Origin of the sequence: Nocardioides insulae DSM 17944 (genome assembly GCF_000422825.1) — a bacterium.
In the GTDB taxonomy this organism is placed as follows: Bacteria; Actinomycetota; Actinomycetes; order Propionibacteriales; family Nocardioidaceae; genus Nocardioides; species Nocardioides insulae.
Map to the genome: position 1 here is coordinate 53,746 of NZ_KE383930.1, position 14,406 is coordinate 68,151.

The following is a 14,406-nucleotide window of genomic DNA, read 5'->3' on the forward strand; positions in this document are numbered from 1 at the left end:
GACTTGCACTTCGTGAGCGAAAGTGCAACGACGACCAGTCGACGGGAGCGCACGTCCCGGACGATCTCCGAGTGCGCCCAGCGGCTGGCCGACCTGCACGGGCTGGACGGATTCACCATGGAGCAGTTGGCCGCGGCGGCGGGCGTGTCCCGGCGTACCGTCTTCAACTACTTCGACGGCAAGCTCGAGGCCGTGGTCGGCGAGGACCTCGGCGACAGGGGACGGCACGAGCGGCTCTTCGAGATCTTCGGCCGCGGCGGACCCAACGGCGAGCTGATCGCCGACCTCCGAGCCGCGGCGGTCGCCGTGGTGGCCTCGGACGACGAGGACCTCGACCCGCAGGCGATCGCCAGGTCCCTTCGGCTGCTGCGCCGCGAGCCCCGCGTCCTCCATGTCATTCACCTGAGGCTGGAGGAGGCCTGCACCCAGCTGGCCGAGCTGATCGAGACCCGGGAGGGCCCGGCGTTCGGGGCCGAGCGGGCGCGGGTCCTCGCCAAGATCCTGATCAGCATCTTCGACCTCGCCCTGGACGCGTTCGTCGAGGACCCGTCCGTCACCCTGGCCGACCACGTCGGCCGCACCTTCGACACCGTGCACGACCTGCTCGGCAGAACCTCCTGATCCACTCTCCCAAGGAGCCGAAACACCCATGGCAAAACTCCTCTACCGACTCGGAAAGGCCGGCTACCGCCGCTGGCCCTTCTTCCTGGTCGGCTGGCTGGTCGTCCTCGTCGGCGTGGGCGCCTTCGCAACGACGCAGTCCAAGCCGATGTCCGACAGCTTCACCATCCCCGGCCTCGAGTCGGTCGAGGCCGCCGAAGAGCTGCCCGAGCTGATCGGCGGTGAGTCCTCGCCGCTGGAGGAGGCCACCATCGAGGTGGTCGTCGGCGCCCCCGAGGGCGAGAGCCTCACAGACCCGGAGAACACCGCCGCGGTCCAGCAGCTCGTCCAGGACCTCACCGCGCTTGATGAGGTGCCCGATCAGATCCCCGTGATCTGGACCCCCGAGCAGGCCAAGGCCGCCGCCCAGGCGACCGCGCAGGCCCTCTCCCAGCAGCAGGGTCAGGAGATCACCACCCAGCAGGCCGAGGAGATGCTCCTGGCCCAGCTGAAGTCGCAGCCGCCGCTCTCCGAGGATGGCGGGATCGGCATCATCTCCACCAAGTTCGACGTGGACGAGATCACGGACGTCACCCCGGCGATGCAGCAGGACGTCATCGACGTCGCCGAGGACAACGCCGACGCCTCCGGCCTCACCATCGAGGTCCGCGGTCAGGGCATGCAGACCATGGAGATCGGTGGCGCCTCGGCCGAGCTGATCGGTATCGCCCTCGCGCTGCTCATCCTGGCCCTCACCTTCGGTGCCTTCGTGGCCGCCGGCCTTCCGATCATCACCGCGGCCATCGGCGTGGGCCTCGGCTCACTCGGCATCACCGCCATGACGGCGTTCGTCGACGTCTCCTCCACCACTCCGATGCTGGCCACCATGATCGGCCTCGCGGTCGGCATCGACTACGCGTTGTTCATCCTGCACCGCTATCGCGGCGAACTCGACCACACCGACGACCGTGAGGAAGCCATCGGCGTCGCGGTCGGTACGGCGGGCTCGGCGGTCGTCTTCGCCGGCCTCACCGTGGTCATCGCCCTGGCCGCGCTCAGCGTGGTGGGCATCCCGTTCCTCACCTACATGGGTCTCGGCGCCGCGGCCACGGTGGTCATCGCCGTCTTCGTCGCGCTCACCCTGCTGCCGGCCGTGCTCGGCCTGCTGAAGTCGAAGGCCTTCGGTCTCACCTTCCGCAAGTACGTGCCGAAGCGGGACAAGTCCGGCCGCGTCCTCAACAACGGTGTCCGCTGGGCCCGATTCGTCGGCAAGGCCCCGCTGCTGTGGGTGCTGATCGTGATCATCGGCCTGGGCTCGATCGCCATCCCGTTCAAGGACCTCCGCCTGGGCATGCCCAGCGATGCCACCGCGCCGGAGGACAGCTCGCGCTACCAGGCCGTCCAGCTGATCGAGGACGGTTTCGGCCCCGGTCGTCTCGACCCGCTGATGCTGGTCGTCGACACCCGCGGCATCGACGACCCGGCACAGACGCAGGCGGCGTACCAGCAGATCACCGAATGGGTCGGCAGCCAGGACGGCGTCGCCCGCGTGGTGCCGCCGACCCCCGGCGAGAACGGCGGGATCGTGCTGATCGAGCCCGAGTCCGGGCCGGACGACGAGGCCACCGAGAGCCTCCTGGACTCCCTGCGCGAGGGCGAACCCGGCATGGAGGAACAGACCGGCGCCGACCTGGCCGTGACCGGCACGACCGCGATCATGGCGGACATCTCGCAGAAGCTGAACGACGCGCTGATCCCCTACCTCGCGATCGTGATCGGGCTGGCGTTCATCCTGCTGATGCTGGTGTTCCGCTCGATCCTGGTGCCGCTGACCGCCACCCTGGGCTTCCTGCTCTCGGTGCTGGCCACGCTCGGCGCGACCGTCGAGCTGTTCCAGAAGGGCACCTTCGGGATCTTCGAGGGCGGTCCGATCATCAGCTTCATGCCGATCTTCCTGGTCGGCGTGGTCTTCGGGCTGGCGATGGACTACCAGGTCTTCCTGGTCACCCGGATCCGGGAGGCGCACGTCCACGGGGCGTCGTACCGCGAGGCGGTCGTCGACGGCTTCCGCAACAGCGCCCGCGTGGTCACCGCGGCCGCCCTGATCATGACCTCGGTCTTCGCCGGCTTCATCGCGATGGACGACGTCATCATCAAGTCGATGGGCTTCGCCCTGGCCGTGGCCGTCATCTTCGACGCGTTCGTGGTGCGGATGCTGCTCATCCCGGCGCTGATGTACCTGATGAAGGAGAAGGCCTGGTGGCTCCCGCGCTGGCTGGACAAGATCCTGCCCAACGTGGACGTCGAGGGCGAGAGCCTCGAGCGGCACTACCTCGCCGACCACTACAAGGAGCACCCGGAGGACCTGCCCGAGGGCGTCAAGGCCTGACCGGCTGACTCACCAGATGGCACGAAGGGGCGGAACCCGGCACGGGTTCCGCCCCTCTCGTGTCCTCGACGAAGGATCAGAGCACGATCACGTCGAGTTGCTCGGGGGCGATCAGGGTGCCGGCGTACCCGAGCTCCCCGGCCGCCGCCTCGGCCTTGGCCAGGTAGACGCTCCCCGGCTGCGGGAACGGCGTGTAGTGGCTCATCACGATCCGCCCGGCCCCGGAGAGCCGCCCGACCTTGGGCAGGTCGCGGACATCGGAGTGGGTGGCGAGCAGGTGGGTGCGCAGCTCGGCCCCCTGCTGGGCGGGCATCTGCGCGACGACCTTCTCCACATTGTCGTTGTCCTGGGCCTCGTGCACGATCACATCGACGTCCTGGCTCAGGGCCACCAGGTTGGCGTCGGGCGCGGCCGTGTCCCCGGAGAAGACCACCTGCTTGCCGGTGGACTTGACGGTGAACCGATAGGCGTAGGCATCCTCCAACTCCTCGCCGTGGAAGACCCGGGTGGCGTCGACGACGACCAGATCGTCCTCCATGACCCGCGTGACCGGCGCTCGCCGGCCGCCGCGGTGCACCCGGACATCGTGCGCGCGCACGGCCGGGAAGGTCCCGAACCCGCCACCGCTCTCGAAGTTCTCGATCTCCAGGCCGTAGCCCATCCGCAGGCCCAGGGCCACCCGCTGCATGTGGGGAGGACCCCACAGGTCCAGCGCCGGCCGGCTCGGCGTCCCGGTCCAGCCGTGCATCGCCAACCCCATCAGCCCCGAGGTGTGGTCGAGGTGGTGGTGGGTGATGAAGACGTGCCGCAGCGAGGCGAAGCCGAGCCCGGAGGCGGCCAACTGGTCCGCGGTGTTGTTGCCCGCATCGACCAGGTAGGTCTGGCCCTCGACGACGAGGGCGACCGCCGGCTTGGCGCGGCCCGGGTTGATCTTCGGCCCGCCGTCGACACCGAGCATGACCAGCCGGTCACCGGTCGCGGCCGCTCCCGTCGTACCGCTGGCGGTGGAGGCCGCCGCGGCCGCGCCGGGGAGGCCGGCCCCTGCGACGCCGGCGGCACCGGCAAGGGCGGCCGCGGTCCGGAGCAGGCTGCGGCGGCTCGGACCTCCCTGCTGCGGGTTGCCGTCCTCGGGTCGGGGGGTGTGGGACATCGGTTCTCCGTTTCGCTGGACCGGCCGCTGCGATGGCAGGAGGTGACGGGCGTCACCACGACCGGCGCCCACCCTCTTCTCCTCGGGTCGCGTGCCGCAGCCGCGTTTCCGATCATCGGCAGCAAATTCTGGTGGCGGGGGCTGGTGAACGACTCGGGCGCGTAGACGATCGGCGATCGCCGCCGTGGCTTCAGCGGCGATGAGTCCGCCTCGTCGCTTGGTATCGGTCAGGGGCGTCGCCCGCCGCGGACACGACGACCCTCGTCGACTTGGCCACGCTGTCAGGCTTGCGGGATGGGACGGATGAAGGCTGTCGTGCTCACCGCTCACGGTGGGCCCGAGGTTCTGGTTCTGGACGACGCCCACCCCCGGCCGGTCCCGGAGGCCCACGAGGTGCTGGTGCGGGTGTGCGCGGCGGCCGTGAACAACACGGACATCTGGACCCGGCAGGGCGCCTACGGCCTGCCCGGCGACCCGAGCGCGTTGGCGGGCTGGCGCGGACCCCTCACCTTTCCCCGGATACAGGGTGGCGACATCGCAGGTGTGATCGCGGAGGTCGGTGCTGAGGTGGACCCCGCTCGTGTCGGTCAGCGGGTCCTGGTGGATCCGGCGTTGTACCGCGACGGGTCCCGGAACGCCCCACCGGTCGGATTGCTGGGCAGCGAGGCCGACGGTGGCTTCGCCGAGTTCGTGACGGTGCGGGCCGAGCAGGCCCACGACGTGACCGGTTCGCCGCTCACCGACGAGGAGCTGGCGGCCTTGCCGGTGGCCTACGGAACGGCGATGGGCATGGTGGAGCGCGCCGGCATCGGCGCGGGTGAGACGGTCCTGGTCACCGGCGCCTCGGGCGGCGTCGGCCTGGCCGTGGTCCAGCTGGCGGCGGCGCGTGGCGCCCGGGTCATCGGGGTCACCAGCGCCGGCAAGTCGGCCGACGTACTGACCGCCGGCGCCGTACACACGATCGACCGCGCTCAGGACCTCGTCGAGCAGCTCGGGCGCGCCGGCCTCGACCGGATCGACGCGATCGCCGACGTCGCCGGCGGTCCGCTGATCGCGCAACTCATGCCGCTGGTGCGGGACGACGGTCGCTGGGTCATCGCGGGGGCCGTGGCGGGCCCGGTCGTGGAGTTCGATCTGCGCCGCCTCTACCTGCACAACATCACGCTGATCGGCTCCTCGATGCACACGCGTGACCACTTCGCCGTCCTCCTCGACCTTGCCCGTCGGGGCGAGATCCGGCCGATGATCGCGGGGCGCTACGCGTTGGCGGATCTCGCCGCGGCCCAGGAACACTTCGCCGGTCAGCGGCGTGCGGGGAAGATCGTCCTCTCCGTTCCGTGAACCGCCGGCTCGTTGGCGGCCTCGCGGTCCGACGCGTACGACGGCTCGTGGAGCGGAGTCACCTCACGCCCTTCCGTAGGCCCAGGGGGACCAGGACGTGAAGCCTTCGGGTCGCATCCGGGTGGCGACCCAGTGCCCCTCGGGGATGTCTTCGGACCCGTCCGGGGTGCCGAGGTCCTTGGTCTCGTCCCCCTCGACGAGGAAATGGTCGGTGTCGAGGTGGTCGGACGGGGTCCCCTCCACGTCCGCGTGGCCATAGACCCTGACCTCGACCTCCAACCGGCGCCCGTCGCTGCGCTGATCCCGCAGTTCCAGGGTCTCCCCGTCCGAGAAGAACCGGGCGTAGTAGGCCGGGGCCTCGTCCGTGCCCACCTCGAGCCAGCGCAGCAGTGCCCCGGAGCCACCATCACTCACCTCCCCGAGGTGACTGTGCAGGCGGTACGGCGACACGGCATCGCCGGCCGCCTCCCCATCGGGCGCGGCGGCGGCCGGGCCCGGCACCAGGATGGCGGCCATCGCGATCGTGCCACCGACTCCCGCTGCCCGGGCGACCATGCGACCCCGTTTCGTCTCCCCCATCCTCAACGCCCCCCTGGCGTGTTCGAACCGGCCTCGACCGGCAGGTTGCTGGATTCATGACAGCCCACGACACCACCGGCCTTCTAATGGGTCAAGATCGGTCTATACCATTAGTCACATGAGGGAGGGCAGATTGTTACCGTTAGTCCGGTGAACCCACCCTCGACGATCTGGCCGGTCTTGCTCACCGAGCCGCCGGCCCTGGATCTGGTCAACACCCGGATGTACGTCGGCGAGAACTGGGTGGACCTCCTCGACCATCCCGAGCAGCGCGCCGAGTGGCTCCGGGCCCATGCCGAACGGCTCGACCTCGACCTGGGCGAGAGCGCCTTCACCGACCGGGCCGCAGCGGCACTCAGGGCCGTGCGCGCCGACGCCGCCGCCGCGGTCGAACCCGCCCGCCATGGCCGCAGGCCACCGGCGACGGCCCTCGCCGGGCTGAACCGGGTGATCGGCGCCGCACCGGCGGCACCGCAGGCGCGCTGGGACGGCGCCGCGCTGATCGCCGAGACCCGTCGGACCGGACCCTTCGCCGACCGCCTCGCCGCCACGTTCGCCGAGGCGACGGTCCGCCTCCTCACCGGGCCGGACATCGGCAAGGTACGTCTGTGCGATGCCCCGGCGTGCGTGATGCTGTTCCTCGCCCGCAACCCCAACCGGCGGTGGTGCATGCCGAGCATCTGCGGCAACCGCGCCCGCGTCGCGCGCTACTACCTACGGCACAAGCCCGACCCGGGCGACGCGGTCCGGTGATCCCTCCTCCGCGCTCTGGTCCGACCGGAGACCCGGCGCCGGGTCAGTTCGCATCGGATATCCGGTAGCCGCAGGTCGTGCTCCCGATGTAGACGGGCGACACTCCGTAGGTCTCGATCACCGTCGGCGTCTCCTTCTCCGTCACTGTCACGAAGGAGACCACCCGCCCGTCCTCGACGGCGTGCAGGTCGACGTCGCAGCCGACGCTCCCAGCGAAGTCGAGCACCTCGACGGACACCGTGCCGGCGGCGACGAATGCGGGGCTGTCGCCGAGGCAGCATCGCCAGGAGATCGGGGCCTCCTGCTCGTCGGCACCCGGTTGCTGGATCACCTCGCATCCGGGGTCGGTGGCCTCCCAGGCGACCGTCCCGTTGAAGTGCATCTGGAAGAACTTCGTCCCGTAGAGATCCGAGAAGGACACTGACTGGCCCTGCTCATCGGTCACGGTCACCTCGCAGGCGTCTCCGGTCGCGCGCACGACGAGCCGCCACGGCGCCTCCACCTCGAACTCGTTCGCCGCTCCGGCAGAGGAGGTCGCCCCCGACGAGCCGTCTCCCGTACCCCCGCCGCCGGCGCCGTCCCCCGCGTCGATGAGCCGCGCCCCGAGCGCGCCCACCGACAGCAGCAGGACGGCGGCCGCGACCGCCACCAGCCACGAGACCCATCGGTGCGCGGGGAACCGGCGCACACGTGCCTGGCGGTCGGGGATCGTTCCCGGGGCGGCTGGACCCCGCTCGGCATCCTGGTGGGCGGAGCCTGGTGGCCGCTCCGAGGTCGAATCGGTGGCTGGCTCGGCGATCGACTCGGTCACCGGCCGGCTCGTCGATCCGGTCGGCACCGGCTTCCGAGCCAGCAGGATCGACCCTTCGGCGCCGTAGAGCCATCGCTGCGGGGTCTGCTGACCGCCTCCTTGCCTCACCTTCTCGAACGCATAGGCGTACGCCTCGTCCACCGAGATGAAGCCATCGCCGTCGGCGTCCGCCTCACCGCTGGTGATCCCACCCACCAGGGCACTGGTGAAGACCGAGCCCTCGTGCCCCTCCCCGGCGACGGCGTCGCCCTCGAAGGAGTACTCGGTGCCGCGCGAGGCGGTGAGCACCACCCGACCTCGACCCTGCCCCATCAGCCGTTCGCCGAGGCCCAGATCGGTGTCGCCCTTGGCACCGCGGGCGAACGCCCCGCTGAAGCAGCAGTCGAGGACCACCACCTGACGCCGGGCCCGGCAGTCCTCGAGCTGGTCCAGCAGCCAGTGCGCCTCGACTCCGGATGCGGCCAGCCGGTCCTTGAGGGTGTCACGCGCGGCGAAGTACAACCGGCGGCGCAGGTCCACCAGGCCGTGACAGGACAGATAGACCAGGACGACGTCGTCCGGGCTCCGGTCGGTCAGGAACTCCTCCACCGCCAGGCGGATGGCCGCCGCCTTCTCGTCGAAGACCGACGTGACCGCGAAACCACCGATCTCGGGGTCCGCGAGCAGGTCACGGAAGGCGACCGCATCCGCCGCAGGTGAGCGCAGCCGCCGTAGGGCGGGGTCGGTGTACTGGCTGACCGCCACCAGCAGGGCGACCCGCCGATCACCCAGCTGTTCGGTCGAGGCTGCCATCGTCGCTCTCCTCGTTTCAGGTATACGCCCGAACACCGGGCACCACCAGTGGGCGCCCCGCAGCCGGCGAACGGCGAGGAACGCGCACCAGGCCTGCCATTGACGCCGGCCGGCCGAGGGGGCCGACAATGGAGTGGAATCCGAGGACGAACCGGGGTGTCCGGATGGACGCAGAGGTCAAGATCGAACTGGTCGATGCCGGCGGCGACACCGAAGCCACCGACGAACTGGTGGACCACTTGAGGTGGGAGCTCCTCGAGCTCGACGTCGCTGCGGTCTCCCCGGTTCCGGCCACGCCGGCGCCGCCCGGCAGCAAGGGCGTCGACATGGCCGCGGCAGCCGCGCTGCTCGTGCAGGTCAGGGGCTCGGTGGAGGCCGTGCGGCTGGTCGTGTCCGCGGTCCGGGCGTGGTTCTCCCGCAGCAGGGACCCGGGGCTCTCGGTGAAGGTCACGATCGGTGACCGCACGCTGGAACTGTCGCGGGCGACCGTCGAGCAACAGGAGCGGCTGGTGCAGGAGTTCCTGCGATCCCCGCCCGCGGACGCCGAGTAGCGCCCGACCATCACCCGGTCTGCCGAGGCCCGCGTCCCATCCGCACAGCGACCGGACGACTCTGCCCTGAGCGGAAGTGGTGGTCACCCGGCGTACGACTGGTGTCGGATGGCGACCATGAAACGCATCCTGATCCTCGGTGGCACATCGTGGCTGGGCGGAGTTCTGGCCGAACAGGCCCTCCGCCTCGGCCACCAGGTCACCTCTCTGGCCCGTGGCGAGTCCGGCACCGCACCCGTCGGTGCCCGGTGGGTACGCGCGGACCGCCTGGACCCCGCCGCCTACGACGGGGTGCGCGGCCAGGAGTGGGACGACGTGATCGAGTTGACCTGGCAGCCCGGATTCGCCCGCGGCGCCGTCCACGCGCTGGCCGACCGAGCGGCGCACTGGACCTTCGTGTCCACCTGCTCGGTCTATGCCGACGACTCCACGCCCCATGCCGACGAGACCGCCGGGCTCCGCCACCGGTCGACCAGGGACCGGGCCACCCGGGAGGAGTACGGAGAGGCCAAGGTCGCCTGCGAGGAGGCCTGCGCCGAAGCACTCGGCGACCGCCTCCTGATCGCCCGCGCCGGACTGATCGGAGGACCCGGCGACAGGAGTGACCGGTACGGCTACTGGGTCGGCCGGTTCGCCCTCGCCCAGCGGGGTCCGGTGCTCGTCCCCGACGCCCCGGCCCAGTCCTCCCAGGTGATCGACGTCCGCGATGCCGCCGACTGGCTGCTCGGCGCCGGCGGCGGCTTGACCGGGACGTTCCACCTGGTCGGCGAGCAGTTGCCTCTCCGCGAGGTGCTCGGGCTCGCCCGTGCGATCGCCGGGCACTCCGGGGACGTCGTCCCGGCACCCGAGTCGTGGCTGAACGAGCGCGAGGTCGCGCCGTGGATGGGGCCCAGATCGCTGCCGTTGTGGCTCCCCGGCCCCGAACTGGCCGGCCATGCCGCCCGATCGGACACCCGGGCGCTCTCCGCCGGACTCGTCCGGCGGTCGGCCTCAGCGACACTCCAGGACACGCTCGCCGACGAACTCGCCCGGGGCCTCGAGCGCCCCCGGGCCGCCGGCCTCACCCGCACCGAGGAGCTCGACCTGATCCGAGAGCTCCGGCCGACGCCCGCCCCTGGCCGTCCCACCTGACGCACCCCTGAGCGCTCGTTCAGGACCATCCTCTATCCTCGGCTCAGCCCACACTGTGTGCTGGGTCTCATCCCACCCGGCCCCCCGAGGCCGGTCCCGAGTCCGCGAGGAGAGAAGTCTGATGGATCTGGAATCAGGCCCCGAGCTGGAGGAGTTCCGGCGCGAGGTCACCGAGTTCCTCGACAGCGCACCCACCGATGCCATCCGTGAGGCCGGGCGCAAGACGACCAGCGCCTTCTCCCCGTTCGACGAGACCATCGCCTGGCAGCGCATCCTGCACGAGAAGGGCTGGGTCGCCCCCGGCTGGCCGGTGGAGTACGGCGGCACCGGCTGGAGCGTCGAGCAGCGCTACGTCTTCGCCGAGGAGTCCGCCAAGCGCGGCCTCCCGCCGCTGCTGCCCAACTGCCTGAAGATGATCGGCCCGCTGCTCATCGACCTGGGCACCGAGGAGCAGAAGGCGAAGTACCTGCCCGGGATGCTCTCCGGTGACGACTACTGGACCCAGGGCTACTCCGAGCCCGGCGCCGGCTCCGACCTGGCCTCGCTGAGCTGCTCGGCGGTCGCCGACGGTGACGACTACATCATCAACGGCTCCAAGATCTGGACCACGCTGGCCCACCGGGCCAACCGGATGTTCATGCTGGTGCGCACCAGCACCGAGGGCAAGAAGCAGCAGGGCATCACCTTCCTGCTGCTGGACCGGCTCGACTACCCCGGCATCGAGATCCGGCCGATCATCGGTCTGGACGGCTTTCCCGAGCAGTGCGAGGTCTTCTTCGACAACGCCCGCGTGCCGCAGTCCGGCCGGGTCGGCGAGGAGAACCAGGGCTGGGCGGTCGCCAAGCACCTGCTCAAGCACGAGCGCGGCGGCGGCACCAACAGCCCCTGGCACGAGCGGTTCCTGGGTCGGATCAAGGACGCCGCCCGCGTGCGCACCTCGCCCTTCGGTGGCGTCCTCGCCGAGGACCCGGTGTTCTGTCGGGAGCTCGGCGAGCTCGAGGCCGAGGTCGCCTCGGTGACGGCCCTCGAGAGGCTCGCCGTCAGCGGTCACGCCATCGCCGACAACCCGGCGTTCTCCTCGATGACCAAGACGATCAACTCCGAGCTCACCCAGCGCCTGACCACGGTCCTGGCGCGCGTCACCGGCGAGGACGCCCTCGTCCTGCAGCGCGAGGCCCTCGAGGTCGGCGGTGGTGTCGACCCGATCGGCGACGACATCGACCTGGTGGCCATGCCCTACTACCTCAACAGTCGCGCCACGTCGATCTACGCCGGCACCAACGAGGTGCAGCGCGACCTCATCGCCCGCACCCTCAGCTCGCGCTGACACCCTCAGGAGACCCGAGATGGACTTCAGCTTCACCTATGAGCAGTCGATGCTCCGCGAGAGCGTCACGCGTTACCTGGAGAAGAACTACGCCTTCGAGACCCGCCAGGAGATCGTGCGCTCAGCGCAGCCGTACTCCTCCGACGCCTGGAAGACCTACCACGAGCTCGGCCTGCTGGCCCTGCCCTTCCCCGAGGAGGCGGGCGGGCTGGACGGCTCGATCGTCGACCTGATCGCCATCGCCGAACCCTTCGGCGCGCACCTGGTGGTCGAGCCCTACGTACCCTCCATCATGCTCGCCGGCGGCGCGTTGGCCGCCGTCCGCGAGCAGCCCCTGGCCCAGCAGTGGCTCGAGAAGATCATCGAGGGCGAGGCGATCGGCGCCTTCGCCCACGAGGACTCGCACCGCGTCGGCGACGCGAAGCAGGGTCCCGTGCGCGCCACCGCCTCCGGGGACGGCCACCGGCTCGAGGGCCGCAAGCAACTGGTCCTGGCAGCCGCCGAGGCCGACGTCCTGGTCGTCAGCGCCACCGCGGAGAACGGCGCCCAGGCGCTCTTCGCGCTCGAGCCGACCACTCCCGGGGTCAGCCTCACGCCGTTCACCACCATCGACGGCCGCAGTGCCGCCCACGTCGACTTCGATGGCGTCGAGGTGCCGGCGCAGGCGTGCCTGTCCGCCGATGCAGCCGAGATCATCGGCTCGGTGGTCGGCCAGGCGCTGGTCGTGCTCGCGGCCGAGGCCGTCGGGGCGACCGGCGAGGTCCTGCGCCAGACCGCCGAGTACGCCGGCACCCGGCACCAGTTCGGCGTCCCGATCGGCTCCTTCCAGACCGTGGCGCACCGCCTCGCCGACATGAAGATGGATGCCACCAAGGCGCAGGCCACGCTCCTCTACACCGCCGCCCTGGTCGAGGCCGGCACCGCGACCCCGCGCGACATCTCGGTCCTCAAGGCGCAGGTGGGCCGACTGGGCCGCAAGGTCGCGGAGGCCGCCGTCCAGACCCACGGCGGCATCGGCATGACCGACGAGCTCGCGATCGGCCACTACCTCAAGCGGATCGTGCTGATCGAGACGATCTTCGGCGACAGCGACTACCACTACCGCCTGGTCGGCGCGGCCAACTGATCGGTTCGCACCAAGAACCCGCCGGGTCGGCCTGCGCCCAGGACGACTCGGCGGGTTCGTTGTTTGTGCAGGAGGGAATCACCGTCGCATCGGCTGCGCGGAGGGCCGATCGCTGGCCGGCTCGATACGCTCATCGGCGCAGGCATTCCCGACCACGAGGGTGGCCACAGATGAGCGAGACCCCGAACCTGCGCTCGGTCGAACAGGGGATCCACCGCGACCTGCGCGACGAGCTCAGCTACGGCGGCTACCTCCAGCTCGACCGGCTGCTGGACGCGCAGCACCCGGTCAGCGAACCGCCGCACCACGACGAACTGCTCTTCATCATCGCGCACCAGACCTCCGAGCTCTGGTTCAAGCTGCTGATCCACGAGGTACGCCACGCGATGGCCCGGATCGCGGCCGACGACCTGCGCCCCGCGCTCAAGTCACTCGCCCGGGTCAAGCACATCCAGCGGCAGCTCTTCGAACAGTGGGCGGTGCTGGCGACCCTCACGCCCTCGGAGTACGCCCAGTTCCGAGACTCACTCGGGCACTCCTCCGGCTTCCAGTCCGCGCAGTACCGCACGGTCGAGTTCCTGCTCGGCAACAAGAACGCCGAGATGGTCGAGGTCTTCGCCCACGACCCCGAGGCCCAGGCGGCCCTCGCCCGGACCCTGCACGGGCCGAGCCTGTACGACGAGTTCCTCCGGTTCCTCGCCCGCGCCGGCCACCCGGTGCCCGCGGAGGTGCTCTCCCGGGACGTCAGCCTGCCGCACGAGTTCAGCCCCGACCTGGTGCCGGTGATCCGGGCCGTCTACGAGCATCCGGAGCAGCACTGGGCGGCCTATGAGACCTGCGAGGAACTGGTCGACATCGAGGAGAGCTTCCAGATGTGGCGCTTCCGCCACCTCAAGACGGTCAGCCGGATCATCGGATTCAAGCCCGGCACCGGCGGGTCCAGCGGGGTGCCGTTCCTGCGTGCCGCCCTCGATCTCACCTTCTTCCCCGAGATCCTCGCGGTGCGCACCGAGATCGGCAGCTGACCAGGACGAACTCGCCCTCGCCCCTCACAACTCGGTGCTCAGGCCGTCCCACGGCTCGGCCCAGGTGTCGCCCCGGGCGATGTCGCGCAGAGGCTTGCGCCGGCGTACCCGCTGCTCCCGCTCGGCATCGCGCTCGGACACCTCCGCCGGGTCGCCGTGCACCCCGACCGCGATGCCGCTCATCACCCGCCACCACGCGGGCACGCCGAGTTCCTCGGCCAATGCTCCGGTGTCGAACCCGTTGAACTGATGCACCCGCAGCCCCATCGAGTGGGCCTGGATGGTCAGGTGGGCCGCCGCCTGGCCCAGGTCGTAGAAGGAGTACGCCGGCTCGGTCGGTCCCTCCCCCTCCGGGTCGGGCGCGATCTGGGCGGCGGTGATGAACACCGCCGACGCCCGCGGCACCCAGCGCGAGTTGCCCCGGGAGAGGTATTCGACCAGTGCCTTGTGCGCCGGCGTACCGCGCTGGGCGACGAAGAAGGCCCAGGGCTGACGGTTGCCCGCGCTCGGCGACCACTGCGCCGCGTGCAGCAGGGTCTCGACCTGCTCGCCGGAGAGGGTGTGCTGGTCGTCGTACACACTGATCGACCAGCGATCCCTCAGCGGCTCGGCCAAGGACTCGGCACCCGGCATCGGGGCATGCTTCTCACTCATGCCCCCATCATCACCACGGCGCGGCAACCCGTGCGGCAGCGGGTCGGCCGCCCACACCCGCGCGGCAGCGCGGCGAGAGCCGGCGTGCCACGCTTCTACCTTCCGGCACGCCCGGCGCAGACACGCTCGCGCCGTAGGACCCGCGCGGCAGCGTGGCGAGAGCCGCCGTGCCACGCT

13 protein-coding genes are annotated in these 14,406 nt (G+C 70.7%); 9 read left to right on the forward strand and 4 right to left on the reverse strand.

The annotated features are described in order from the left end of the window. Positions 1-12 precede the first annotated feature (12 nt). Together G515_RS0118570 and G515_RS0118575 are read left to right on the forward strand one after the other, a co-directional pair. Entirely contained in the window at positions 13-621 is a 609-nt protein-coding gene (locus tag G515_RS0118570) for a TetR/AcrR family transcriptional regulator (protein ID WP_157571196.1), read from the forward strand. A 28-nt stretch (positions 622-649) separates the two neighbouring features. Continuing rightward, entirely contained in the window at positions 650-2,989 is a 2,340-nt protein-coding gene (locus tag G515_RS0118575) for an MMPL family transporter (RefSeq protein ID WP_028661363.1), read from the forward strand. Between the two features lie 76 nt (positions 2,990-3,065). Here G515_RS0118575 and G515_RS22350 read toward each other — a convergent pair whose 3' ends face one another. Then, entirely contained in the window at positions 3,066-4,139 is a 1,074-nt protein-coding gene (locus tag G515_RS22350; RefSeq protein ID WP_036556359.1) for an MBL fold metallo-hydrolase, read from the reverse strand. 294 nt (positions 4,140-4,433) lie between these two features. Here G515_RS22350 and G515_RS0118585 point away from each other — a divergent pair, with 294 nt between their 5' ends. Beyond that, the gene (locus tag G515_RS0118585; protein WP_036556362.1) at positions 4,434-5,480 is read left to right on the forward strand and encodes a zinc-binding dehydrogenase; all 1,047 of its coding nucleotides are present in this window, start codon (positions 4,434-4,436) and stop codon (positions 5,478-5,480) included. A 63-nt stretch (positions 5,481-5,543) separates the two neighbouring features. Here G515_RS0118585 and G515_RS0118590 read toward each other — a convergent pair whose 3' ends face one another. Beyond that, positions 5,544-6,035 (reverse strand): hypothetical protein, encoded by a 492-nt coding sequence (locus tag G515_RS0118590; protein WP_028661365.1) that lies wholly within the window; start codon positions 6,033-6,035, stop codon positions 5,544-5,546. Between the two features lie 174 nt (positions 6,036-6,209). Between G515_RS0118590 and G515_RS0118595 the strand changes: the two genes are divergently transcribed. Continuing rightward, complete coding sequence (locus G515_RS0118595; protein WP_051218597.1) at positions 6,210-6,812, forward strand: CGNR zinc finger domain-containing protein; 603 nt, start codon at positions 6,210-6,212, stop codon at positions 6,810-6,812. A gap of 43 nt (positions 6,813-6,855) precedes the next feature. On the opposite strand, the gene G515_RS22875 is transcribed toward G515_RS0118595, so the two are convergent. Further along, on the reverse strand, positions 6,856-8,415 hold the full coding sequence (locus G515_RS22875) for a caspase family protein (RefSeq protein WP_051218598.1): 1,560 nt from the start codon (positions 8,413-8,415) through the stop codon (positions 6,856-6,858). A gap of 164 nt (positions 8,416-8,579) precedes the next feature. On the opposite strand from G515_RS22875, the gene G515_RS0118605 reads away from it, so the two are divergent. The 5 genes from G515_RS0118605 to G515_RS0118625 all read left to right on the forward strand — a co-directional run bounded on the left by G515_RS0118605 (position 8,580) and on the right by G515_RS0118625 (position 13,575). Next, positions 8,580-8,966: an effector-associated constant component EACC1 gene (locus G515_RS0118605; protein ID WP_028661367.1), complete on the forward strand. Its 387-nt coding sequence runs from the start codon at positions 8,580-8,582 to the stop codon at positions 8,964-8,966. A 117-nt stretch (positions 8,967-9,083) separates the two neighbouring features. Next, positions 9,084-10,097: an NAD-dependent epimerase/dehydratase family protein gene (locus G515_RS22360; protein WP_036556387.1), complete on the forward strand. Its 1,014-nt coding sequence runs from the start codon at positions 9,084-9,086 to the stop codon at positions 10,095-10,097. A gap of 121 nt (positions 10,098-10,218) precedes the next feature. After that, positions 10,219-11,424 (forward strand): acyl-CoA dehydrogenase family protein, encoded by a 1,206-nt coding sequence (locus tag G515_RS0118615; RefSeq protein WP_028661368.1) that lies wholly within the window; start codon positions 10,219-10,221, stop codon positions 11,422-11,424. 19 nt (positions 11,425-11,443) lie between these two features. Next, on the forward strand, positions 11,444-12,550 hold the full coding sequence (locus G515_RS0118620; protein ID WP_028661369.1) for an acyl-CoA dehydrogenase family protein: 1,107 nt from the start codon (positions 11,444-11,446) through the stop codon (positions 12,548-12,550). 170 nt (positions 12,551-12,720) lie between these two features. Beyond that, positions 12,721-13,575 carry a tryptophan 2,3-dioxygenase gene (locus G515_RS0118625; protein ID WP_028661370.1) on the forward strand — a complete coding sequence of 285 codons (855 nt, stop codon included), beginning with the start codon at positions 12,721-12,723 and terminating at the stop codon, positions 13,573-13,575. A 24-nt stretch (positions 13,576-13,599) separates the two neighbouring features. On the opposite strand, the gene G515_RS0118630 is transcribed toward G515_RS0118625, so the two are convergent. Next, the gene (locus G515_RS0118630; protein WP_028661371.1) at positions 13,600-14,229 is read right to left on the reverse strand and encodes a nitroreductase family protein; all 630 of its coding nucleotides are present in this window, start codon (positions 14,227-14,229) and stop codon (positions 13,600-13,602) included. Between the last annotated feature and the right edge of the window lie 177 nt (positions 14,230-14,406).